The 24645-nt window shown below is 37.4% G+C and carries 16 protein-coding genes and 1 riboswitch; of the genes, 12 read left to right on the top strand and 4 right to left on the bottom strand.

The window, feature by feature from the left end; all coding sequences use genetic code 11:
• Positions 1 to 7 precede the first annotated feature (7 nt).
• From AC4G3K_RS00755 to AC4G3K_RS00740, 4 genes are all read left to right on the top strand, one after another.
• Positions 8 to 898: a hypothetical protein gene (locus AC4G3K_RS00755; RefSeq protein ID WP_491132141.1), complete on the top strand. Its 891-nt coding sequence runs from the start codon at positions 8 to 10 to the stop codon at positions 896 to 898.
• A gap of 74 nt (positions 899 to 972) precedes the next feature.
• Complete coding sequence (gene dapF, locus AC4G3K_RS00750) at positions 973 to 1956, top strand: diaminopimelate epimerase (protein WP_491132140.1); 984 nt, start codon at positions 973 to 975, stop codon at positions 1954 to 1956.
• A 47-nt stretch (positions 1957 to 2003) separates the two neighbouring features.
• Positions 2004 to 2681: a phosphatase PAP2 family protein gene (locus AC4G3K_RS00745; protein ID WP_491132139.1), complete on the top strand. Its 678-nt coding sequence runs from the start codon at positions 2004 to 2006 to the stop codon at positions 2679 to 2681.
• Between the two features lie 278 nt (positions 2682 to 2959).
• Positions 2960 to 3100 carry a hypothetical protein gene (locus tag AC4G3K_RS00740; protein ID WP_491132138.1) on the top strand — a complete coding sequence of 47 codons (141 nt, stop codon included), beginning with the start codon at positions 2960 to 2962 and terminating at the stop codon, positions 3098 to 3100.
• A 112-nt stretch (positions 3101 to 3212) separates the two neighbouring features.
• Here AC4G3K_RS00740 and AC4G3K_RS00735 read toward each other — a convergent pair whose 3' ends face one another.
• The gene (locus tag AC4G3K_RS00735) at positions 3213 to 3809 is read right to left on the bottom strand and encodes a class I SAM-dependent methyltransferase (protein WP_491132136.1); all 597 of its coding nucleotides are present in this window, start codon (positions 3807 to 3809) and stop codon (positions 3213 to 3215) included.
• A 124-nt stretch (positions 3810 to 3933) separates the two neighbouring features.
• A riboswitch (SAM riboswitch) is annotated at positions 3934 to 4035 on the top strand.
• 92 nt (positions 4036 to 4127) lie between these two features.
• Here AC4G3K_RS00735 and AC4G3K_RS00730 point away from each other — a divergent pair.
• Both AC4G3K_RS00730 and metH read left to right on the top strand, forming a co-directional pair.
• A complete protein-coding gene (locus AC4G3K_RS00730) occupies positions 4128 to 5987 on the top strand; it encodes a bifunctional homocysteine S-methyltransferase/methylenetetrahydrofolate reductase (protein ID WP_491132135.1) in 1860 nt (619 codons plus the stop codon).
• Positions 5984 to 9427, top strand: a complete 3444-nt coding sequence (metH, locus tag AC4G3K_RS00725) for a methionine synthase (protein ID WP_491132134.1) — start codon at positions 5984 to 5986, stop codon at positions 9425 to 9427. Before AC4G3K_RS00730 ends, metH begins: the two co-directional genes overlap by 4 nt.
• Positions 9428 to 9628: 201 nt before the next feature.
• Here metH and AC4G3K_RS00720 read toward each other — a convergent pair whose 3' ends face one another.
• Positions 9629 to 10399 (bottom strand): SDR family NAD(P)-dependent oxidoreductase, encoded by a 771-nt coding sequence (locus tag AC4G3K_RS00720; RefSeq protein WP_491132133.1) that lies wholly within the window; start codon positions 10397 to 10399, stop codon positions 9629 to 9631.
• Positions 10400 to 11363: 964 nt separating this feature from the next.
• Here AC4G3K_RS00720 and AC4G3K_RS00715 point away from each other — a divergent pair.
• Positions 11364 to 13067 (top strand): methyl-accepting chemotaxis protein, encoded by a 1704-nt coding sequence (locus tag AC4G3K_RS00715; RefSeq protein ID WP_491132131.1) that lies wholly within the window; start codon positions 11364 to 11366, stop codon positions 13065 to 13067.
• A gap of 213 nt (positions 13068 to 13280) precedes the next feature.
• Here the strand turns inward: AC4G3K_RS00715 and AC4G3K_RS00710 are convergent, their stop codons facing one another.
• Positions 13281 to 14027 carry an NADPH-dependent oxidoreductase gene (locus AC4G3K_RS00710; protein ID WP_491132129.1) on the bottom strand — a complete coding sequence of 249 codons (747 nt, stop codon included), beginning with the start codon at positions 14025 to 14027 and terminating at the stop codon, positions 13281 to 13283.
• A 399-nt stretch (positions 14028 to 14426) separates the two neighbouring features.
• Positions 14427 to 15104 (bottom strand): helix-turn-helix transcriptional regulator, encoded by a 678-nt coding sequence (locus AC4G3K_RS00705; protein ID WP_491132128.1) that lies wholly within the window; start codon positions 15102 to 15104, stop codon positions 14427 to 14429.
• 815 nt (positions 15105 to 15919) lie between these two features.
• Between AC4G3K_RS00705 and AC4G3K_RS00700 the strand changes: the two genes are divergently transcribed.
• The 5 genes from AC4G3K_RS00700 to sucA all read left to right on the top strand — a co-directional run bounded on the left by AC4G3K_RS00700 (position 15920) and on the right by sucA (position 24638).
• Positions 15920 to 17236, top strand: a complete 1317-nt coding sequence (locus AC4G3K_RS00700; protein ID WP_491075362.1) for an aromatic amino acid transport family protein — start codon at positions 15920 to 15922, stop codon at positions 17234 to 17236.
• A gap of 537 nt (positions 17237 to 17773) precedes the next feature.
• Positions 17774 to 18301: a hypothetical protein gene (locus AC4G3K_RS00695; RefSeq protein ID WP_491132127.1), complete on the top strand. Its 528-nt coding sequence runs from the start codon at positions 17774 to 17776 to the stop codon at positions 18299 to 18301.
• Between the two features lie 219 nt (positions 18302 to 18520).
• On the top strand, positions 18521 to 19744 hold the full coding sequence (locus AC4G3K_RS00690; RefSeq protein ID WP_491132126.1) for a beta-ketoacyl-[acyl-carrier-protein] synthase family protein: 1224 nt from the start codon (positions 18521 to 18523) through the stop codon (positions 19742 to 19744).
• A complete protein-coding gene (locus AC4G3K_RS00685; protein ID WP_491132125.1) occupies positions 19741 to 21186 on the top strand; it encodes an ATP-binding protein in 1446 nt (481 codons plus the stop codon). Before AC4G3K_RS00690 ends, AC4G3K_RS00685 begins: the two co-directional genes overlap by 4 nt.
• A gap of 611 nt (positions 21187 to 21797) precedes the next feature.
• Positions 21798 to 24638 (top strand): 2-oxoglutarate dehydrogenase E1 component, encoded by a 2841-nt coding sequence (sucA, locus tag AC4G3K_RS00680; RefSeq protein ID WP_491132124.1) that lies wholly within the window; start codon positions 21798 to 21800, stop codon positions 24636 to 24638.
• The last annotated feature ends 7 nt before the right edge of the window (positions 24639 to 24645 follow it).

Genomic DNA, 24645 nt, shown 5'->3' with positions numbered 1-24645 from the left:
GTCTTTTTTGTATCCAGTTACTATTTTGGACATGCCGGTCATAGAATGTACAGATGGAGTAAAGGCTTATAAAATTGGCGGTGAATATTCTTTGACTACTAAGCATTATTACCAAAAAATCTATCGTATATATACAGCAGAATTAGTCGCATACTTTGTAGTCGGTCTCCTCTGTTTTTTGCTTACCTGGCTGATTGGATTTGATGTGATTCTTGCCGCAATCATAACGCTACCATTCCATATGCTGTTTTTTTTCTCTCTCAATCGAATTGTCGGCTTGAAATACAGGATGAAGAAACTTCCGGAAGAAAAAGAGGTAGGAGAAGGAGACTCACCACTTAAAAACGGCCAATATTTTCTTGGTTTTTTACCTGCGCCGACTCTCCATATGCCCATTTTCTCAACGGAAGGGAATATGGTTGGCGTTTTGAAAGATAAACGAGAAAATATATGGATGTGGATTGTACCATCCTTTCTACTCATTTATTTACCAAGAAGATATGTTTTATCAGACAGTCATGGTACTGTTTTATGTGAATATCGAAGCCGTTTTGGATTAAATGGTACCATTGATATTCTGACGGGTGAACAAGAAAAAATAGGGACATATAAGCAATCAAAACAGTTGGGAAAAAGTAGTACAAGCCATATAACCAATTCTTACGGCATTCGGCAATATGGTGGGGAAATCCGACATGGTTCAGAATTTATTGTCAAACAAACCTATAATCAGCGAAGTATTGTTCACTATTCAAGTGGATGGATGCCCTCCTATTATAGTCAGCATTTCCTTGATCCCAATACGCCTTTCCTCATATTTACGGAAGGCGCCACAGAAGATGAAAAAAGAATAGGATATTGTTTTTGTATTGATTACCTTCAGCAGCAAAATCATTAACCACTCATCCAGTCCTGTTTTGTTTTATAATAGTGAAATAGGTAGATTCATGTTTGTTTGAAGGGAGCAGGAGAATGGATATTAATATAATTAAAGTACATGGTTCCAATAACGATTTTTATTTAATTGATGAAATGGATACCAAGCTACCATTATCAGATCAAGAACGAAGCCAATTAGCCATAAGTATGTGTGAGCGCACCGGTACCGAGGGGGCAGACGGGATTCTCTTTGTGATGAACAGTGAGAAGGCAGATGCCAGAATGAGAGTCTTTAATACGGATGGTTCGGAAGCCTCCATGTGTGGGAATGGGCTCCGTTGTGTTGGGCGGTATGTTCAGGAAAAACTGAAGAAAAATAATCTGATGATTGAAACGATGAAAGCAAATCTGCAGGTAACGAAAGAACCTGACATGTATAAGGATATCCCTACATACCGAGTCGAAATATCTCCAGTTATCAAAGCAACCAGTGCATTGCCTATGAACACGGAGATGGATGAAATCATCAACAAAAGCCTGCCTTTTATTGATGAGGACCTTACATTCACAACCCTATCTGTACCAAATCCACATCTGATCAGTCTGGTTGATAAAGAGTTGATCCACTCGGATAGGCAAGAAAAAATAGCCACTATGCTGAATGGTAAGAATGATTGGTTTACCGATGGTGTGAATGTCAGCTTCGTTTCCCGCCTGGAGGAGGGGGCTATTTTTGTCCGCACGTTTGAGAGAGGCGTAGGCTTTACAAATGCCTGCGGAACAGCAATGTCAGCTTCCAGTCTCGTAACGAAATGGGTTGACGAACTCGATGATGAAGCCGTACTGCATGTCTATAATCCAGGTGGAATGGTACTATGCCAGGTTCATGATTTGCAGGATAAAACCTGGATTGATTTAATTGGGAATGCAACGTATGAATACGAAACGGTTATTCAGTTAAATTTAGAAACACTACATGTTAGCTTTGGGGAAAGGAAAGTCTATAAAGAAGAGGCCGAGGCTTATTCATCATTCCAACAACATGTCAAAACCTATCTAGACTCTAAAATAGGATGAACTTAAGACGTTTTAAACAATATGTTCGCAATAGGGGAGGGCGTAAATTGAAGAAGCCTGAAAACACCTTTTTAAATGTTCATATTATTTCCTTTTTCGTGCTGATTGCTCTCTTTATTGTGTGTACGCTCTTGTTCGTAGATATTGCTGATGACCTAGACGAACATGAGCTATATCGGTTTGATATGACGATCATTCAGGCAATCCAGGGCAGTATTAATGAAATGAGTACAAAAGTGCTTACTTTTATAACGAATTTAGGATCAGTAAAAGGCAATATCCTACTGGTTATCGTTTTTTCTTCGTTGTTACTGTTTAAAAAACGTTTTCTCAGTGTGCTTTTTTTAATCATCACGACATGGTCAGGTGGTTATGTAAACCAATATTTAAAATGGATTTTCCAGCGGGAGAGACCAACTTTAAATCCATTGGTTCAAGAAAATGGCTTTAGCTTTCCGAGCGGCCACTCAATGTCCTCCTTCATCCTCTATGGTGCACTGATGATCATTACAACCAGAATCACCAAGAATTGGCCGATTCGATGGGCTGTTTATGCGATTTGTATATTTATGATTTTAACGATTGGCTACAGCCGTATTTACCTGGGGGTGCATTATCCTAGCGATGTGATTGCAGGGTATATTGTGGGATGTGCATGGCTGGCAATCATTGCGATTGTGTTTAAGTTTGGGGAATATAGGAGAACAAAAGGGTTGAAATCATAACTAGGCTGTCTGTAAGCTATGCCGGCTTATAGACGCCTGTTTTTTATGTAAACCTCTGTGAATAACTAACTAACTGAGCATTTTCTTTTTATGGTTTTGCTACTTCCTATAAATACTGGAGATTAAAGTAGCAATCTATGATGAAATGCAAATACTTTAAAAAGAGAGCCAGGGTAATTAAGTCATAAACAACAGATATGGAATGGTTTTCATACAACTACTTGGTTCGGGTGGTATGCACCTTCTTTTCCTTATATAGAGAAGGGAGGTGATAGACTATGAATTTTCTTAAAGCTCTGGCAAAAGATGAAGCAATGATCTTTTTCACGCCCCTTGCTGCCGGCAGCGCTACGCAATTTCGCCAATCTATAAAGCTCAAGAGGCAAACGAAAAACCACCCCGCGCCGACCAAAGCATAAGGGTGGTTCATCTAAGAATTAAACGATTTGCTTACCACTTGCTAGTAGTAGCACCAGGGAGTTACCAGCTCTCTGGTTTTTTAATATATGTGTATAATACCCTAAAAAAGGGCTATTTGGTGGCTGTTACATTGATGGATAAGCACGGTTTCATTGGTTTCGTTTGAACTTTAACTGATTTAAATCCTGTCTTAGTAAGAACCTCTTTAATTTCTTCGGCATATTCATGAGCCTGTTCTTCGGTTGCTTCTTCCTGCCTTGGCTGTACCGTTATGGTCACTTGCCCATTCTCTTTTAGTAAGGAATGTATTTTCTGAATACAATCTTCCTGGTTGTCCCATAGTGGATAACTGTTTACACTGAAAATATTATCGTACACCATTGGATTAGGTATCTCGAGAACAGTTCCATTAAATAAACGCAGCTGATTCTGATCAAGTTGTTCCTGATTGCGCTTGCTCGCATTTTTCACCATTTCTTCAGATGGATCGACGCCATCAATCTGGATGGTTGGGTACTTATCAAAAAGCATATGCATTCCTTCGCCAGGGCCAAACCCTACTTCAAGCAGCGTATCATTCGGTGTAATAGACAATTGATTAAATGTCCAATCATACAATTCTTCATTTTCATAGGCCATGATTTTACCTGCGAGTTTTCCAAGTACACCTGTTGGATTTTTAAATTGATTTGTAAATATCTCTTTCATTTAACATCACTCCTACACGATACATACCCGAAATAATAAATCATTAACTCCTCTGTATTAATTATCAAAATAGATTGAAAAAACTGATAATTTATAGTAAATTTAGTAAATATATAATTTTATATCCTTATCTAGAGAGATGGAGGGACTGGCCCGTTGAAATCTCAGCAACCTGGATGGTAATTCAAGGTGCTAAATCCAGCAAGCGCAGCTTGAAAGATGAGAGACCGGAAGGGAGGGCTTTCATGGCGAAAGCTCTTTTCTTATCGTCTATTTTTCTCATCAACTTTTCAATTTAACAAATTAGGGGGAAAGACAGTGAATCTATTAGAGACGTTAAATGAAAAAATTCTGGTTGCTGATGGGGCTAGTGGTACACTTTTATATTCATTTGGGATCGATAGCTGTTTTGAAGAACTAAATCTGACTGATCCCAATCAAATTGAAAAGATGCACAGGAGTTATATTGCAGCAGGTGCTGATATTATTCAATCCAATACATTCGGTGCAAACTACCATAAATTAAAGCGGTATGGTCTTGAAAGGGAAGTATCCAGGATCAATCGGACCGGAATAAAGCTGGCAAAAAGAGCTGCCGATCCGCATACCTTTGTTGTTGGGACAATCGGAGGTTTACGAAGCTTCAGAAAATCAGAATTAACATTAAATGAAATTAAGGCATATTTTGAAGAGCAGCTGCTCGCCTTATTGAAGGAAGAACCAGATGGGATTTTACTAGAAACCTATTATGATTTAGAGGAATTGTTAATGGTGTTAGAAGTAGCAAGAAGAACCAGTGGTCTTCCTCTGATTGCGAATATATCCCTGCATGAAACGGGTCTATTGCAAAATGGGATGCATGTCAGTGAAGCATTTTCACTATTGAAAAAAGAGGGAGCCGATGTCGTCGGGATTAATTGTAGGATGGGTCCTTACCATATGATTCGGTCTTATGAAGAAGTACCGCTTATAGAAGATACTTATTATGCGGCATACCCGAATGCAAGCTTACCTGATTTATCTGATGGAAGATATGTCTACTCTACAGAGGCGGACTATTTCATCAACAGTTCCAGGCAACTGGTGAAGCAGGGGGTACGGCTGATAGGTGGATGCTGCGGTACGACGCCTGCACATATTCAGGCCATACGTAAAGGAGTCGAAGACCTTTTTCCTGTTAAGGAAAAAGATTTTGTTGCACAGCCGAAGCATCAGTCTATTTCACATGAGATCATTCAGTACAAACGAAATGGGCCAGATACGATTTCAGGTAAGGTAAAAAAACGAACGACGGTCATCGTGGAACTTGACCCGCCAAAGACGCTGGGCCTGGAGGAATTTTTGATAGGAAGTCGTTACTTATTGGACTCTGGTGCGGATGCTATCACACTTGCGGATAATTCATTGGCATCTCCGAGAATATCAAATCTTGCGGTAGCCTCTATTTTACAATCAAAGTTAAATACCATGCCTCTTGTCCATTTAACTTGCCGGGATCATAATCTGATTGGCTTGCAATCTCATTTAATGGGTATGCATTCTCTCGGATTGTCAGAGGTGTTAGTCGTGACCGGTGATCCTTCAAAAATTGGTGACTTTCCGGGAGCTACTTCCGTATATGATCTTTCTTCCATCGATCTGATTTCATTAATTAAGCAATTGAATGTGGGACGGTCTTATTCAGGGAAATCATTAGGAAGCCGGGCGAATTTTGAGGTGGCTGCTGCCTTTAACCCGCATGTAAAGTACATAGATAAAGCTGTTCAGAGAATGGAGAAGAAGATTCTGGCAGGTGCGGATTATTTTCTGACTCAGCCAGTGTTCAGTATTGAAAAATTAGAAGAAATATACGCAGCAACAAGGCATATTACGAAACCGATTTTTATTGGCATCATGCCTTTAACGAGTCACAGGAATGCAGAGTTTTTACACAATGAAGTACCGGGTATTTCCTTACCTGAGGATATCAGAACGGCGATGGAAAGAGCCGGAGCGGATAAGGAAGCCTGTGCTCGCGAAAGCTTTGCCATTTCAAAAGAATTAGTAGACGCGGCAAGTGAGTTATTTAATGGAATCTACATCATTACACCTTTTATGAAATATGAATTAAGCGGGCGATTGGTGCGATACATCAAAGAACAAAAATCAGTAGTAAACAGGGAAGTGCATTTATCATGAGAGCAGTACAATTAAAAGACTTAATGGCTGAAAGAATAGTAATTCTAGATGGAGCAATGGGCACCATGATTCAGGCACACCACTTAACAGAGGATGATTTTGGCGGGGAACAGTATGATGGGTGTAATGAATATTTATCGATTACCCGTCCAGATGTCATCCAATCCATTCATGCAGAGTATTTGGCAGCTGGTGCTGATATTATTGAAACAAACACGTTTGGCGCGACTCCAATTGTCTTGGATGAATATCATCTTGGGCATCTGGCTTATCAGCTGAATAAAGAATCAGCCCAATTAGCGAGAAAAGCAGCTGGTCAATTTGAAACTCCTGAAAGTCCTCGCTTTGTTGCCGGTTCGATGGGACCCACCACCAAGACCTTATCCGTGACAGGCGGAGCGACGTTTGAACAATTGGCAGATTCCTATGAAGAACAAACGAAAGGGCTTCTTGATGGCGGAGTTGATTTGCTTCTTTTGGAAACGTCGCAGGATTTATTAAATGTGAAAGCAGCTTATATCGGAATGCAAAGAGCGTTCTCGTCTTTAGACAGGGAAGTGCCATTAATTATCTCAGGAACGATTGAACCAATGGGTACGACTCTCTCCGGTCAAACGATTGAAGCGTTTTATATATCGTGCGAACATATGAATCCTCTTGCGATCGGGCTTAATTGTGCAACCGGACCAGAGTTCATGGCTGAACATATCAGAGGTTTATCTGAATTAAGCACTGTCGCAGTGAGTTGTTATCCAAATGCCGGATTACCGGATGAAACTGGCCAGTATAACGAAACGCCATCCTCACTAAGCAAGAAGATTAAGCAATTTGCTGAAAAAGGCTGGATCAATCTGGTCGGCGGCTGTTGCGGAACGACTCCCGACCATATCCGAGCGATAAAAGAAGCGGTTAATGGAATGGAGGCGAGGAGAATTATAGGTAAACAGGGTATTCATGCGATCTCTGGTATTGAACCTTTGATATATGACGACTCCATGAGACCTTTATTTGTAGGGGAACGGACCAATGTGATTGGGTCCAGAAAATTTAAGAATCTGATTAAGGACAAAAAGTTCGAAGAAGCATCCGAGATTGCCAGACAGCAAGTTAAAAAGGGAGCTCATGTAATAGATGTTTGCCTTGCTGACCCGGATAGCGATGAAGTTTCCAATATGGAAGATTTCATGAAGGAGGCGGCTAAGAAAATTAAAGTACCTTTTGTCATTGATTCAACCGATGAACTCGTCATTGAAAAGGCACTTCGTCATTCTCAGGGGAAAGCTATCATTAATTCGATTAATTTAGAGGATGGGGAAGAACGTTTAGAGAAAATTGTGCCATTGGCTAAACGGTATGGAGCTGCCTTAGTTGTGGGAACAATTGATGAAAAAGGAATGGCCGTAACGGAAGAACGAAAACTCGAGGTCGCACGCAGATCCTATCAACTTTTGACAGAAAAATACGGAATCGTACCGGAGGATATTATTTTTGACCCGCTCGTTTTTCCGGTTGGTACTGGTGATGAACAATACCGGGAAGGCGCTGCGGAAACGGTAAAGGGACTGGAAGCGATTAAAAAAGAGCTTCCAAGAACATTAACGATTTTAGGCATCAGTAATGTATCGTTTGGACTGCCTAATGAGGGAAGAGAGGTCCTGAATGCGGTTTATTTATACTACTGTACAAAGGCTGGCTTAGACTACGCGATTGTTAATACCGAGAAATTAACGCGGTTTGCTTTAATCCCTGAAGAGGAAATTCGCTTATCAGAGAATCTTTTATTTCATAACTCTGAAGAATCTCTAGCTGAATTTGTTGCTTTTTATAGGACGAAAAAGCCTGTTCAAAAGGAAACAAAAGATAAACTGCCATTATTGGAGCGCCTGCCTGAATATATTATCGAAGGGACAAAGGACGGGTTGAAGGAGGATATTGATGAAGCTCTTGCACAAGGGATGGAGCCACTTAATATCATTAACGGACCATTGATGGCCGGTATGTCGAAGGTTGGGGAACTATTTAATGATAACCAGTTAATCGTAGCTGAAGTATTGCAAAGTGCAGAAGCTATGAAAGCAGCTGTTTCTCAGCTTGAACCATTGATGACTATATCGGGCACAACGTCAACAAAAGGAAAAATGGTGCTGGCAACCGTGAAAGGGGACGTGCATGATATCGGGAAGAATCTCGTTGATATCATCATGAGTAATAATGGGTATGAAGTCGTTGACCTAGGGATTAAGGTAGCTCCGCAAACCTTGATTGAATCCGTCCGGAAGGAGAACCCAACTATTATTGGCTTGTCTGGCTTGTTGGTAAAATCGGCCCAGCAGATGGTCATTACCGCTCAGGATTTAAGAGAAGCAGAAATACATGTACCGATAGTGGTGGGAGGTGCTGCCCTTACGAGGAAATTTACAAGGGGACGAATCGCTCCTGAATATAATGGACCGGTCTTTTATGCAAAGGATGCCATGAACGGACTCGATTTAATCAATCAGCTCCATGATGAAGAGAAAAGGCCATCATTTCTCGCTCAACTAGAGGCAGAAGCGAATAAGCAAGCAGAAGTGATTTCGATTGAAACAAATAGGGATATTCAAGGGGCAGAAAAACGTGTAAAAACAGTGAAGGATCAAGAGAATATACCAGTCCCCGAGGACTTAAACCGGCATATTCTACAGGATTACCCACTGTCTCTGGTGTACCCATATGTAAATAAACAAATGTTATATGGCCATCACCTCGGAATGAAGGGGAAAGTGGATCGATTGTTTGAGGAAGAGAATCCAAAATTATTGGAACTTGCGGCCATAGTTGATGAGATTCTCGAAAACAATCAGATTAAATTGTTAGCCATGTATCAATTTTTCCCTGCGAAAAGTGATGGAGATATCCTGAAAATCTGTTCTCCAGCCGATCCAGATGAAGTGCTGGAAACATTTGATTTCCCGCGACAATCCAAAAATCCGTATTTATGTTTATCTGATTATGTAAAGGACCAAGAGTCAGGTGTACAGGATCATGTAGGATTAATGATTGTCACAGCTGGTAAAGGTATAAAAGAAATAGCAGAAAGGTGGAAAAAAGAAGGACAGTATTTAAAGAGCCATATCATCCAAGCACTCGCACTTGAATGTGCAGAAGGCCTAGCCGAACGAGTCCACCAGCTTATGAGGGATGCTTGGGGAATCCATGATCCCATCGACATGACTATGAAAGAACGACTAAGTGCCAAGTATACCGGCCAGCGCTACTCATTTGGCTATCCAGCCTGCCCGAATCTTGAAGATCAGGGTAAGCTATTCAGGTTGCTGAAACCAGAGGATATCGGAATTCAGTTGACGGAAGGGTTCATGATGAATCCTGAAGCATCTGTTTCGGCAATGGTATTTTCGCATCCGGATGCGAGGTATTTTAATGTGGGGAGGGAGGAGTGATATTGAATCATTATTACCCAGAGAAGTTGAGATCAAAATAACTGTTGCATTAATTACGAATGAACCTGTAGCTAGTAAGTATCTGCTGTGGGAGTAAGCGATCTTAGCTTTAAAATAAGCGAGAGTTATTACATAAAAACTAATAAAGCCAGCCTCGTTAGCAGAACAAAGGGACTGGCTTTATTATAATTTCTATGTAGCTTATAAAGCCCCCATACCGCCGTCTACACGATATTGAACGCCAGTGATAAATGCACTTTCATCGGAAGCAAGGAAGAGTACAATATTTGAAATATCTTCTGATTCTCCATATCTTCCTAATGGAATAGACTTTTCTAATTGTGCTTTGGTTGCTTCAGCTTGGCCGGGTGCAAATCCTTCTTCTAGAGAACGCATCATTCTGGTATTCACAGGAGATGGATGAACAGAATTCACACGAATTTGATAAGGAGCTACCTCTATTGCACATGCTTTTGTTAATCCAACTACTGCATGTTTAGATGTAATATAAGGTGTTACATTTGGACTTCCATGTAATCCGGCAACTGAAGACATGTTTATAACACTTCCAGAACCTTGCTCTTTCATAACAGCTAGTACGTGTTTTAGTCCTAAGAAAACGCCACGAACATTAACAGCCAGTACTTTATCCAAGTCTTCTACCTTTTGTTCAGTTATTGGGGCTACTTTACCTTCAATACCTGCATTATTAAAGAAAACATCAATTCGTCCAAGGTGTTCAACCGTTTTATTCACATAGTTTTTTACATCTTCTTCTTTTGTTACGTCAGCTTGAATGACTAGCACTTCACCATAAGCTTCTAATTCTCTTTTTGTGTTTTCTAAAGTTTCTTGGAGTAAATCTACTAAAACAACTTTTGCTCCTTCTTCCAGAAAGCGTTTAGCAGTTACTTTCCCTATTCCTCCTGTACCTCCAGTAATGATGGCTACTTTATTTAATAATCTTTGCACTATAAAAAACCTCCTCATATTTTGAAAACGATTACATAAATAAGCAGCTTTAAAATCGTTCACATACTAGTATTATATACATATATTTTCCTTCATTGCTAGAATAAAAGGTAGCTCCACAGGCTGGAAGGAGAAACGGGCATTCTAAGGATTTTGAGTTCGAATCTCTCCTGGATGTAATATAAAGAAAAAGGTTGAAGTACCAAGGATTTAAGAGGAATAAGTGCCTCTTAGTTTTCCAACGTACTTCAACCTTTTTGTGTATTTTTAGATGAAATGGTGGTCAGTTTTATACTAGACAACTTTTTGGATTTATATAAATGTGTCAAAAGTCTCTATAAACAAAAATATTTCTGTCGATATAGTTTATGAATACTTCGTTCACCAATTAAATTTTTAACCTTACGAGTGGCAAGTGAACAAACTCTATTAGATTCATTTCTATTTTTATTATCATTTCAAGAAAAGCTATTGCTTTCTTGGTTTATAGGATGTTTTTCATAATAAAAAAGAAAAGGTAGAGCGAATTATCTAATTAAGCCTATATAGTTTTGTTGATTGATGTACTTAGCAAGCTATGTAAGATAAATAATCCTATGCACTCGTGAATGGTATAGATAAACGACTAATAGAAATTAGAAAGGTGGTCACTTGCCAAGGTGGATCTCTTTTATATGGTTTTGAAAGAAGGTTAAAGAACATAATTATGATCCTTCCATTTATAAAATTAACCTTTTAATAAATCAACCATCTGATAGATGATGATGGCACTAGATAGATTGCCACTTTCCGTTAATAAGAATCTAACCCTTACTAAAGGATGATCAAAGCAGAAGTAGCTTATTATATGAGACTGAGAATGAACGTTAATTGTTATTTTGGAGACTGAAAGTGTCATACACTTTCTTATTACTAAGAGTATGATTAAATTTTTTTTAAAAATTGTATAAAAGGGGAAAACAACATGAAATCTCTAAGATCTTTATCAAATGGATGGAGCTTGACTACTAAACTAACTATTGGCTTTTCTTTAGTAGTAGTAATGGTTATTTTATCAACTGGTTACAGTTACTTAGCGTTTGGAAGTATAAATGACAAAGTAGAATATACGGTAGATGAGCAGTTAAATTTACTCATTTTAGATGAAAAAATCGCAGGTAATATGGCCGAGAGAACAAGCCTTTTACACGGGTATTTGTTGTCGAAGGATGAAAAATATCGAACAGAATTCGAATCTGGTGTGGAAGAAAGTATTTCTTTGGAAACTCAGTTATTAGAATCAACTAAATCAGATAAGGTAAAAGAACTGGTAGATAAAAAGGTCGAATGGGGTACTCTAAGCAATAAAGTGCTTGAGGAAGTAGACAATAATAACGAAGAAAAAGCAATCGAAATTTTAACAACTCAAATTCAGCCATTAGAAAGTGAACTAATTAGTGGCTTTAAAGAAGTAGCGACTGATCGTGAAAAAGAGATTAAAGAGTTAGGAAACGAAACAGTTGTATATGGAGATAGTGCTCGTCTAGTCGGTGTAATTTTTACGTTATTAATAATACTTATCATCGTGTTAATCGCTTATACGGCTATAAAATCAACTGTAGCTCCAATAAAAAGAATTGTTGAGAGATTGAAACTTATTAGCGCAGGTGATTTAACAAATGAATTGTTTGTTGTTGATAGAACTGACGAAGCTGGTCACTTGGCATTAGCTATGAATCAATTACAAGAAGAGTTGAAAAATATTCTAAGTGACATTTCCAGAGTTTCAGAAACAGTTGCAAATCATAGTGAAGGACTCACTCAATCAGCTTTAGAAGTATCTTCCGGTTCTGAACAAATCTCTGCTACTATGCAAGAGTTATCTTCCGGTTCTGAACAATTAGCTACTAAATCCGCTGAAATCGCATGTATCACGAATACATTTGCAGTCAAAGTAGAAGAAGCAGACCATTATGGTAAAGAAATTGAAGCCTCTTCTAAGGAAGTTTTACTTATGACAAATGACGGAACTCAATTAATGGAAGCATCCAGTCAACAAATGGAAAACATCAATACCGTTGTAAATGATGCCGTCAAGAAAATGGAAGCTCTGCATGAAAAATCACTGGAGATTTCACAACTTGTCGTAGTCATCAATACTGTTGCAGAACAAACAAATCTACTTTCTTTAAATGCAGCGATTGAAGCAGCTAGAGCAGGAGAAGCAGGTAGAGGATTTGCTGTAGTAGCCGATGAAGTTAAAAAACTATCTGGTCAAACGGCTTTATCTGTAAAAGACATTACTCTCATTGTGAAAGACATTCAAAGTCAATTTGAAGACCTTGTGATTTCGTTATCAAAAGGTTCAGAAGAAGTAGTAAGGGGTACATCGCAAATCAAAAAAACAAGTCATACATTCAAAGAAATTAACCTGGCTGTAGCATCTATGGTTGAAGGCATACAAGGTATCTCTTCGAATTTAACAGAAGTGGTATCTGACAGTTTAACCATGAATCATTCCATTCAAGATATGGCAGCCATTAGTCAAGAATCTTCTGCTGGCATTGAAGAAACTTCTGCAGCTACAGAACAAACTGGACATTCTATGGAAGAAGTAAAAGATAGTGCCGAACAATTGGCTAAATTAGGAGAAGAATTAAATCATTTAGTTAACAAATTTAAACTTTAATATAATAAATCGGAAAAGAAGGTTGGGCTTAGTGCTTGGCCTACTCTTATAAATTAAGAATTTCATCACTTCTTTCCCCATTTAACCAAACGATTAAAGAGATTGAATCTTTAAAAATTCCAAGAGAATTTTATATCGTATCACTTACTAAAGAGTATAAAATCAAAAAGGAAGAGGAGGCGTATTAAGCTTCTCTTCCTTTTTGATTAATATCTATTTTTTATTATGACTTTTCAGCATTTGTTTATCAATTGCTTCATCAATACCCTGATAATAAATTTTGCTATAAAAGCTGGCTACCGCTTTTGTCCAGGAACCAGTCTGTTTACCTTTTGTACGCTCTGATAGATAATCTGAGTATATTTGATTATAAGCTTCAATTTCTTCTTGTAGATCATGCTGATAGGTTTCGCTATGAAAGACAGCTTTAAGTGGGAGGCGTGGTTTTAATCCCGGATCTTCTGCTGGATAGCCGATACATAAGCCGGCAATGGGCAGAACATATGGTGGTAGGTTGAGCTCTTTTATGACTTCGTCTAAATTTCTCCGTATACCGCCAATGCAGACTGTCCCAAGGCCTAATGATTCGGATGCTGTAATGGCTGCTTCTAGAGCAATTCCTACATCAGTAGCCCCGACCAATAATGTATCAATATTTTCTGGGACAGCAAATGGTGTATTTTCGATTTTGCTGGATAGATAAGCTCTATAAAAATCTGAGCAGAATACGAGGAATACAGGGGCCTCTTCAATATGTTTCTGCCCGCCGCATAGCTCTGCAAACTTTTTCTTCCTCATAGGGTCTTTAACTGCAATAACGGAAACTTGTTGTCCATTTATCCAGCTGGGCGCAGCTTGGACAGCATGAATGATTTGTTCCAATTGTTCATCATTTACTGTTTTGTCTTTATAAGATCGGATGGAGCGGTGAGATAATAAGGTTTTCATTATTACGTTCATGATGAGGTCTCCTCCTTTGGTATTTTGTTTCGTTATTAGTATAGTACAAACGGGTATGGGATCCATAATAGAAAGATAAAACCTGAAATTCTTCTTACGCAAAATTGGAACGCACATAACTAAAAGGGTTCATCCAGTAGCATTATCAAAAGCTGTACTAATAGGAGCATGATAAAAATATAACTTTCCAGGAGTAAAATTGGGTAAGTGGGAGTAATTGGGATCATGTTATACATCCATTAGGAAATCAATCTAGCCAAGATTTGGTGGACATATATTTTCCCGTACGATGTAACAGATTTGATGCACTGAAGAACTCAATCAATGAATCCTTAAAATAAGCTGTAGAGTCTAAATTCTCAGACTCTACAGCTTATTTAATTCAATCCTCGGCATTTTTTACATCCGGACTATTTTTTCGTTCCGGGTTACCATTTGAAGGTAACGATAGACACTTGATTCCGACATGCCCATTATTTCCGCAACTTCACTTATTGTGCCTTTAATATCGAATATCCCATATTCTTTTAATTTTGAAACAGCAAGTTTCTTTTGCTCAGGTGATAATTGGGCACCGGATTCTAGTATATCTTTGTCGATTACTGTATATATGATAGTACTTACATGGTCCTGAAGTTTTTCGACAGGCTGTTCTTGTTCAGTTTTCATTTCAATATGTTTTATGTCAAAGTTTAGATTAGCCAGCTTTAATACATCTTTTGCGACTTTCCGATAAACGTCTGCATCAAAATTAATACATAAAAGTCCTTGTAATTGACCTTTATGATCTTTTATAAACAAAGTCGATGAACGGAATTTTTTACCCTGTGGGCCTTCTCCAACATAATCTACAACATATTCTTTGTTTAAATAAACTTTTTCGTTGATTAACTTTTTTGCATAGTTAGTCAATGTTGCGTTTAAGGATCTTCCACTTAAATCCCCATTAACAATATGTCCGATATGAGAACCGCCATCTGGATTTAAAATATGTAATACAAATTCATAATTAGATCCCAAAATGTCTCCAAAATAATTCATTATATTTTGATAGTGTCGAAATAGTTCGTTATCCAATTAAGTAATCCTCCTTATACGAAACTAATTTTCAGTGGAATATCTTTAATCTTTAAAATATATGGCAAAAGAAAGCGCTTTAAATAAACCTCGAAATGATTGATAATCATTGTCTAAAATTACAGTGATATCCAATTTATGTATTTTATACTAATGATTATAACAGACGTATAGGCATACTAATAATAAATTTTTATAGAAATAAGTTTTTATTAATTTATATTGACATATTAATCCATATATGTGATACTTTGAGCCAGTAGTAAATAATAACTACTGTAATAATTTATTGGAAATTTATTTAATAGATTTCCAGAGTAGAATGAACACTTATAAAGGTTCGTTCTCTAGCAGATTGCGGTACCGTATTACCTTATGCTTTTCCAAATTATGCTAAAGGTGGTGTATCAAGAGTCGGATTTATTTAACCTTAACCTATTAGGAATTGGTCAATTATTGTTTTACAGCAGGATACATCCGAAGTGATAACTTTTTTGATAGAGAGTTAAAATAAATGCGATTTCAAAATTTTAGATAAAAATGAAAACCCTTGCAAGAGGATAGTGTTATTAATCTTATTGAAATATCATTCTATACCTTTTTATTTTTATATATTTTGTAAACGCTAACAGACATCTTAGAATGGGCGCTATGGAGATTCAATGAAGTTGATCATTATAAAAGAGGATCTTGTAATCAAGTTTTATCCATTCAGATTGTGTTAATCTGGTAAGTAATTAATTTTAAAGGAATGTTGTTCCATATTTACAACCTTTAAGGGAAACCCAAGGGTATATAATAGGAGGAATTTTATTATGGATGGAAATACAGCGAAAAAACTCGATTTACCAGTTGAAGATATTTCAGTGAAAGAAAATTTTCCAGACTCCAGTAAATGGCATAAACAAGATACTACCTGGACTTTGAGCCTTTTTGGTACAGCCATTGGAGCGGGTGTACTCTTTTTACCCATAAACGCAGGTTCAGGTGGTTTAATATCTTTACTGTTAATTACCTTACTTGCCTTTCCTGTCATGTATTACTCGCATAGGGCACTTGCTAAAATGATAGCTGCTTCAAATTCAGCTGATGAAGGAATTACAGGTACTATAAGAGAGTATTTCGGAAATAAGGCAAGTATCATCTTTAATATAGTATATTTCTTCTCCATTTATACGATTGTACTAATGTATTCTGTTGCACTTACAAATACGGCAAGTAGCTTTATGGTGAATCAATTACATATGAGCGAGCCTCCAAGGGCCATATTGTCGCTTGTATTGGTGCTCGGTCTTATCGTTATACTGAATTTTGGACAAGATATTACAGTAAAAGTAATGAGTATGTTAGTCTATCCATTCATAGCTTCTTTGATGTTTATCGCCATATCTTTGATTCCACAATGGAATACGTCGATTTTTACTGCTTCAAGTATTTCTTCTGCTTCATCAGGGTCGGGATATTTAGGAACGATATTGTTGATATTGCCAATTATAGTATTCTCTTTTAATCATTCTCCTATCGTATCGTCCTTCGTTATGAAACAGAGGGCAACCTATGGAAGAGATGCGACTGATGCCAAATGTGCCCAAATACAAAAAGTTTGTTATATTATGACATTCGCTGTAGTTATGTTCTTTGTATGGAGCAGTGTCTTGAGTTTAACTCCAAATGATCTTGTCGCGGCAAAAGAACAGAATTTATCCATTCTTTCTTATCTAGCTAATGAGCTTGGTTCGCCAGTAATCGCTATTGCAGCTCCTATTATTGCATTCGTGGCCATCACAAAGTCTTTCCTTGGTCATTATGTAGGAGCTTATGAGGTTATGCGTGACATGATGATTGCTACTAGTAAAGCGCGTGGAAAAAATATAAAAGAAAAAACAATTAAGACATCCATTCTAGTTTTTGTCGTCCTAACATGTTGGTATGTTGCTTATACAAATCCAAGTATTCTTGGTCTAATTGATACCCTCAGCGGACCTTTAGTAGCAGCTATCTTATGTGTATTACCAATGTATGCAATTCGTAAAGTACCTGTATTAGCTAAATATAGAGGAAAAATGAGCAACGTGTTCGTTATTGTTGTAGGTGTGCTTACGATCCTGGCAAGTATAAAAGTATTCTTCTAATAGTCACTTAATAAGAATTAAGATTATTGAATCTAATTGGAAGCTGAAAAAGTAAAAGCTAATAAGGTTTTTATGCTTTGAAGCAAGATATGGCTGTATTCCGTACTTTATGGAATGCAGCTTTTTATTTTTAGTAAACTGTATTACTCGAAATTTGTCTCTGACTATTAGGACTCATGACTGCTTTCTACATTATTTGCAAAATGTTAGGAGGGGAATTCAACAGTTTAAAGAATACATAAGTATGTGATATATCATTTTCTTTTTTTTTGGATTTAAAGTTGAATGACCATAGTGTCAAAATCAAAGGGACTGGGAGTATAGAGCTTATGAATACTGGATTAAAAGAGATGTTACACCTATAAGTCAGGCTAAGATAAATTTTTTGAGTTGAGGATCCTCAATTACATCAAGGAACATAAACAGTATTTTAAAACAAACTTTTTAAAGTAAGCTTGCATGTCAAGTTACGTCATCATTTGACTTATCATAATAGATAGATTTTACGCAGGCGTAAAACTAGAAAAGGAGAATTAAATGAATGCGATTGCTTGGAGTATTGTAGCTTGTGAAATACTGTTTTGGGTGTTTATTATAGTGGGCTTAATAACTAGATATATAGTAAAAAAAGATAAACTTGGTTTATTTCTTTTGGCCATGACACCTGTTGTTGATGTGATATTACTGGTTATTACGGGGATAGATTTGTATAACGGGGCAACCGCAACAAAGGCGCATGCCATTTCAGCTGTATATATCGGTATATCCATTGCGTTTGGCAAAAGTATGATTCAATGGGCAGATGAAAGATTTCAATATTATATAGTAAAGCAAGGAGATAAACCTATCAAAAGGGTTGGGCTTGAGTATGCCAAACATTATTTTAAAGGATGGGTACGACATCTTCTAGCTTATTGCATCGGAGCTGGATTATTACTGGGTATCATATTTTTGATAAATGATCCAACCAGAACGGAGGCATTATTAGCTATTTTCAAAATGTGGTCGTTAGTATTAGGCATTGATCTATTAATAAGCATAAGTTATTTTATTTGGAGAAAATGATGTACTTGTAATAATCATATGATATCTAGTACCGCCTAAAAAACCATCTGTTAATATAGGGAATCATGACAATAAATAGGCGCGCCTATTAAATCGGCAATAAATTTAATTATTCGCGCTATTCCAACATTTTTTTCAATTAATTTTTCCTATAGTCAATACAAATCGTTTTCTGTTATACTTTATAGGTAAATATTCTCAGCTGAGGCGGAAGATGACATGAAAATAGTAGTTAGCGGTTACGGGGTAATAGCTCCAAATACAAAAAATATTGACGAATTTTTATATAATTTACAACAAGGTGTCAACTCATTGGAATTATTGGAAGATGAGGGGTACAAAAATGAATCTAATATAGTAGGAATAATCCGTAATGGATTGGAAGAATTGGAGAAAGATAGAAAAATCAAGCGATTGCCTAAAGTGTCTAAATTAGGAATCGCAGCGGGGAAAGAGGCACTGGAATCAGCAGGCATAGATCTAGAAGGAAAAAAAGTTGGAGTATTCTTTGGTACTTCACTTGGTTCAATTACGGAAAGGCCCTTCCAGGACTCTGTTATACACATCAATAATGATGAATATAAAAAAGTGCCGGTTACATTCCCTCACTATGTTAATTATCATAGCATTACTTCATCCATTGCATACTTTTTAGGTGCAAAAGGTATAACTAGAACCATTACTACTGGTTGCACTTCCAGTCTGGAAGCAATCGAATCCGCTTTACTATATTTAAGGTCAGGTAAAATTGATGTAGCTATAGTAGGTGGAACGGAAAGTTCCATTGACAGAACGGTCACTTATGCATTTGCTAGAACACGGGTGTTGCCACTGGATCAAGAAATGAAAGAGGGAGCTGTACCATTCCAGGAAGACAGTAAAGGGTTTGCGATATCTGAAGCTGCTGGTGCTCTGGTGTTAGAAAGAGAAGAAGATGCACTTCATCGTGGCGCTTCTATCAAAGGGGAATTTGTAGACGCTATCTCGAATAATGATGGTATTTACATTTATAGTACGGATGAAACTGGAGAACAATTGGTTAGTGCGTTAAAAGAAATAACAAATGGTCGTTCCCCGGATTATATCAACAGTCAGGCACTTGGAATCCAGGTAAATGATCGTATAGAAGAAAGGTGCTCAAGGGAGTTATTTAACCATCAAACGCCATACACCTCAATTAAGAGTATGTTTGGAAATCCTCTTGGGGCCAGCGGAATCTTACAAGTTATATCTTCACTATTGAGTGTAGAACATAATTTTATCCCACCTACTATAAGGACAACAAAAAAAGGCTATGAAGATATGAATATTGTAACTGAAACAAGATATCAGGAAATTAATGAAGTAGCTGTTACCAATCATGGACATGGTGGGAATAATGCTTGTGCTTATATTCAAAAATACATACCTAATAATCCAACAACGGAGTGCGAAGGTAAATGATTATCGGTCTACTAGTATGTAGCATTGGTTTAAGTCCATTACTTGTTTCTTTTGTTATTAAAAGTATGTATAACAATTCAAGTTTATCATCAAGTCTCTTTTTATACTTGTCCTTTATTACAATTTGGCAACTTGATATTGGAAGTTTATATTTTTTAGATACTTTCTCTGAAAGCACCATTCTAATACTATTTAAAGTACTACGAATAGGGCCTACCTTTGGAGTGCCAATTGTTCTTTATTTAGCATACACAATCATAAAGGATCAGCCTACTTTGTTAAAAGATTCCCATTGGTTGTTGAGGATTTCTCGGATTTTGATTACTAAGAAATCACTCATTTTCTTTACAATTTGGAGTGGGGTCTTATATGTTATCAACTTAACTAACTTAGGGATTAGTGGGTTGACTGTAGAAAAAGCTGCTTCAACCAGTTTTTATTATCCAGTATATGGACCTTTAGGATGGATATTCATTGCCCATATGTTTGGTTTTATCATCTTCGTCTTCCTTGTCTACTTGATTTCGAGAAAAATATCTAACCAGAGCTTTAGAAACCTTTTAACAGCCATTTCTTTAGCTTCTATTTGGCTAATCTTACTGGGCTTATTCAATTTTTCTTCCGCTATGGGTGCCATAACGAGTAGTATTGGAGTAATTATATTCTCAATATCGATTTTTCATTTTTATGTTAAATTGAACACCAGTCTAAAAGAAAGTTACTACCAATTGATGGAACGACAAAAGAAGCTTGATTATACTGGAAATTTGGCAGGGAGTTTAATCCATGAGGTGAAAAATACCAACCAAATTATCAAGAGTTTTTCTAGTCTTCTTAGTCTTAGTGGTGATTTAAATGACGCAGATAAGAGAACATTGGATATGATTCAAAAGTCTTCGGAACATCTGGGTAAACTAACCAATAATTTTAAAGATTACATGAAGTCATCCAATATAGTCTTAAAAAAGGAAAACCTAGTAGATGTTATTCAGGAATCTATTAACCTTTCTTCTGAAATGTTGCGTACGAATCAGGTAAACATTGAGTTTCAGAACAAATATCAACCATTAATTACCTATGTGAATAGAACAAATTTGGGGCAAGTTTTCATTAACTTAATCAAGAATAGTGTGGAGGCTATGCCAGAAGATCGAGCGAATAAGAAAATAACGATTACAACAGAATTAAAAAATGAACAAATTCTAATTCATTTCACAGATACAGGGAAAGGTATTCCGACAGCTAATTGGGAAAGTGTATTTGATCCCTTTATCTCAATAGATAAGCGGGGAATGGGTTTGGGGTTACCTTTTGTTAAGAAAACAATAATAGAGCATTTAGGTACGATATCCATTGCTGAAAGCTGTCCTGAAGGAACTCACTTTATCATTGAATTGCCACAAAATGGAATATTAGATATGATGAGTAAAGGCAACACATAAATAGCAATGTACTAGCAGCAATCCCTTTTTTGGAGGGGTTGCTGTTTTTTTATACAATCAACCTATACAATTTTAAAGTGATTTATAAAAATATTATGTAGATTATTATTTTTTATTTTTTATACCCTTTGAATGCATAAGCATCATTGTAAAAGGATTCCAGATGGTAAGGGAGGAGGAGAGGCATAGTGAATATAACAGAGGGAAGGGCTATATCAGCTCCTCTGTCCATACCTTTTCGAAGCAAGGGCTAGAGAAATACTCATTTTGCAGTTTGTATACGGATCTATCGAATCCGACCTCTAATTAAATCTTTCAGGAATAGGATACGATGGGGTATGTGAAACGTGCATGATTCAATTTGGAATTAATCCGGATGGTGAGCTGGTTATATAACAACTCATCTTTTTTACTATTTTATAATAGCTGATAGTTTAGAAAGTTTTGATTTTCTAGTTAAATTAAGTGCAAACCTTTGAGTATAAACACCAAAACATGGTAGAATAATGTCGGAAATGTTTTATCCTTCCGACTTTTTTATAAACATTATTATTATATATTATTCAGTCGCAGGATGAAGGCAAAACAATGTAAAACAGGGGGATTTCATAATGAAACTTGATACACCTGTAACAAACCCTTGGCTAGAGTTTCAGGGGCCAAACTTGGGTTACGTCCAGGAAATGTACGAAGTTTTTTTACAGGACCCAGAGCAAGTGGATCCGGATTTGGTGAGATTATTTGAAGAGTGGGGATCTCCAACATTAGAGGAGACCGAACAAACAAGGGGTAATCAACGTAAGGAAATTTCAGACGGACAATTCACAGCACAGATGATGTACAAAGTATCACAGGCTGTTAAATTGGCTGAGGATATTCGAACAAACGGACATCTGGCCGCTGATATTTATCCGTTGTATAGTAAGAAAAAGAAAGATATTAATTTAGGATTGGGTAAATATGATTTAACCACTGATGATTTGAAAGCGATGCCAGCTTCTCTGATCAGTGATGTTTTGCCTGGACACATTCAAAATGGCCATGAAGCCATCGAATATTTGAAAGTTTTATATACAAGGACAATTGCTTTTGAATTCGATCATATCCATGACATGGAAGAGAAAAAGTGGCTTACACAAATGGTTGAACAAACAGCTTCTGATTTTGAGATTTCTGCAGCTAAAAAGAAAAATTTGTTGAAGCGCTTAACTGAAGTGGATGGATTGGAGAGATTCTTACATAAAACCTTTGTTGGGCAAAAGAGATTTTCTATTGAAGGTGTAGATTCTTTAGTGCCACTCCTTGATGAATTGGTTTTAAAATCTGTTCGCGGCGGGACTACTTCTATCAATATTGGAATGGCACACAGAGGTAGATTGAATGTACTGGCTCATGTACTGGGTAAACCGTACAAAAATATATTCTCTGAGTTTCAGCATGCGCCTAATAAAGAATTGGTACCATCTGAAGGATCCACCGGTGTTACGTTTGGATGGACAGGTGATGTGAAATATCATTTGGGTGCAGATCGAAAAATAAAAGAAGAGAATACGAGAGAAGCAATTATCACGTTGGCCAATAATCCAAGTCATTTGGAGTTTGTCAATCCAATCGTAAACGGATACACAAGAGCTGTACAGGATGACAGAAGCCGAAAAGGATACCCTGTTCAGGATTCAAACTCCAGTATGTCAATTATTATTCATGGAGATGCAGCCTTCCCAGGGCAGGGAATTGTGGCTGAAACCTTGAATTTAAGTCGCCTTAATGGATATCAAACGGGAGGAACTGTTCATATTATCGCGAATAATATGATTGGATTTACAACAGAAAGCCGTGATTCCCGCTCTACTCGATACTCAAGTGACCTGGCAAAAGGGTATGAAATCCCAATTATCCATGTCAATGCAGATGATCCTGAGGCTGTCCTGGCTGCAGCGTATGTAGCTATTTCATATCGCCAAACCTTCCAAAAAGACTTTTTAATCGATTTAATTGGATATAGACGTTATGGGCACAACGAAATGGATGAGCCGATGACAACAAATCCAAAAATGTACAAGATGGTGCATGAGCATCCTACACCAAGAGAGGTGTATGCTAAGAAACTGGTTCAAGAAGGACTTGTAACGGAAGAAGAGGTTTCTAGTTTAGAACAGCATCATTTTGATATGTTGAAAGATTACTATAATCAAGTGGGTGCTAAGGAAGATTCTCCACTTGAAGCGGCGGATGTTCCAAAGATTATTGAATCCGGGATTCCAAAGGTAGATACCAAAGTAGGGCTTGACGTATTAAAACAGCTAAATGCGGAACTTTTAAAACGACCTGAGAACTTTAAGGTATTTAATAAACTGGATAAAATCCTTATGAGAAGACAGGATGCCCTGAACGAAGGAAATAAAGTAGACTGGGCTTTGGCTGAAGCGTTAGCTTTTGCAAGTATCTTACAGGATGGTACACCGGTTCGTCTTACTGGACAGGATTCAGAGCGCGGTACATTTGCTCACAGAAACATTGTTTTACATGACAGTGAAACGGGAGAAACCTATTCACCATTACATGGACTTGAGGGTGCAAAAGCTTCTTTTGCGGTTCATAACAGTCCATTGTCTGAAGCAGCTGTTATTGGGTTTGAATATGGATACAATGTACAATCTCCGGATACGCTCGTTTTATGGGAAGCCCAATATGGTGATTTTGCCAACACTGCTCAAGTATTATTTGATCAATTTATTGCTGCAGGCAGAGCGAAATGGGGCCAAAAATCCGGCTTAGTTATGCTATTGCCTCATGGTTATGAAGGCCAGGGACCGGAACATTCCAGTGCACGTTTGGAGCGCTATTTATCATTGGCAGCGGAGAATAACTGGACTGTAGCTAATTTAAGTTCAGCAGCTCAATACTTTCATATTTTAAGAAGACAAGCAGCTATTTTAGGAAAAGAAGAAGTGCGCCCACTGGTATTGATGACGCCGAAGAGCTTGCTGAGAAATCCGATTGTTGCGAGTGCTCCTGAAGAACTGAGTGAGGGTGAATTCAAATCCTTTATAGAACAGCCGGGCTTAGGAACCAAAAAAGACAGCGTGGAAAGAATCGTTTGCTGTACAGGCAGAATTGCGATTGATTTGGCTCAGGCTATTGAAGCTCAAGAAAATCTTGATTGGCTTCACATCGTAAGAATTGAAGAAATTTATCCATTCCCACTTAAAGGGGTTCAAGCATTATTTGCTTCGTACCCGAATTTAAAAGAGATTGTATGGGTACAGGAAGAACCAAAAAACATGGGCGCATGGAATTTCGTAGAGCCACGTTTAAGAATTGCAGCACCAGAAGGGGTTAAAGTTGATTACATCGGCAGAAGAAGACGATCCAGTCCTGCAGAGGGAGATCCAACTATTCATAAACAAGGACAAAATCGTATTATTAACAGCGCATTAACTCGCGAATAGAGGAGGA

Source organism: Bacillus sp. z26, from assembly GCF_058313635.1.
The sequence above is the reverse complement of the archived record's forward strand: the minus strand, read 5'-3'. Positions and strand labels throughout refer to the sequence as shown.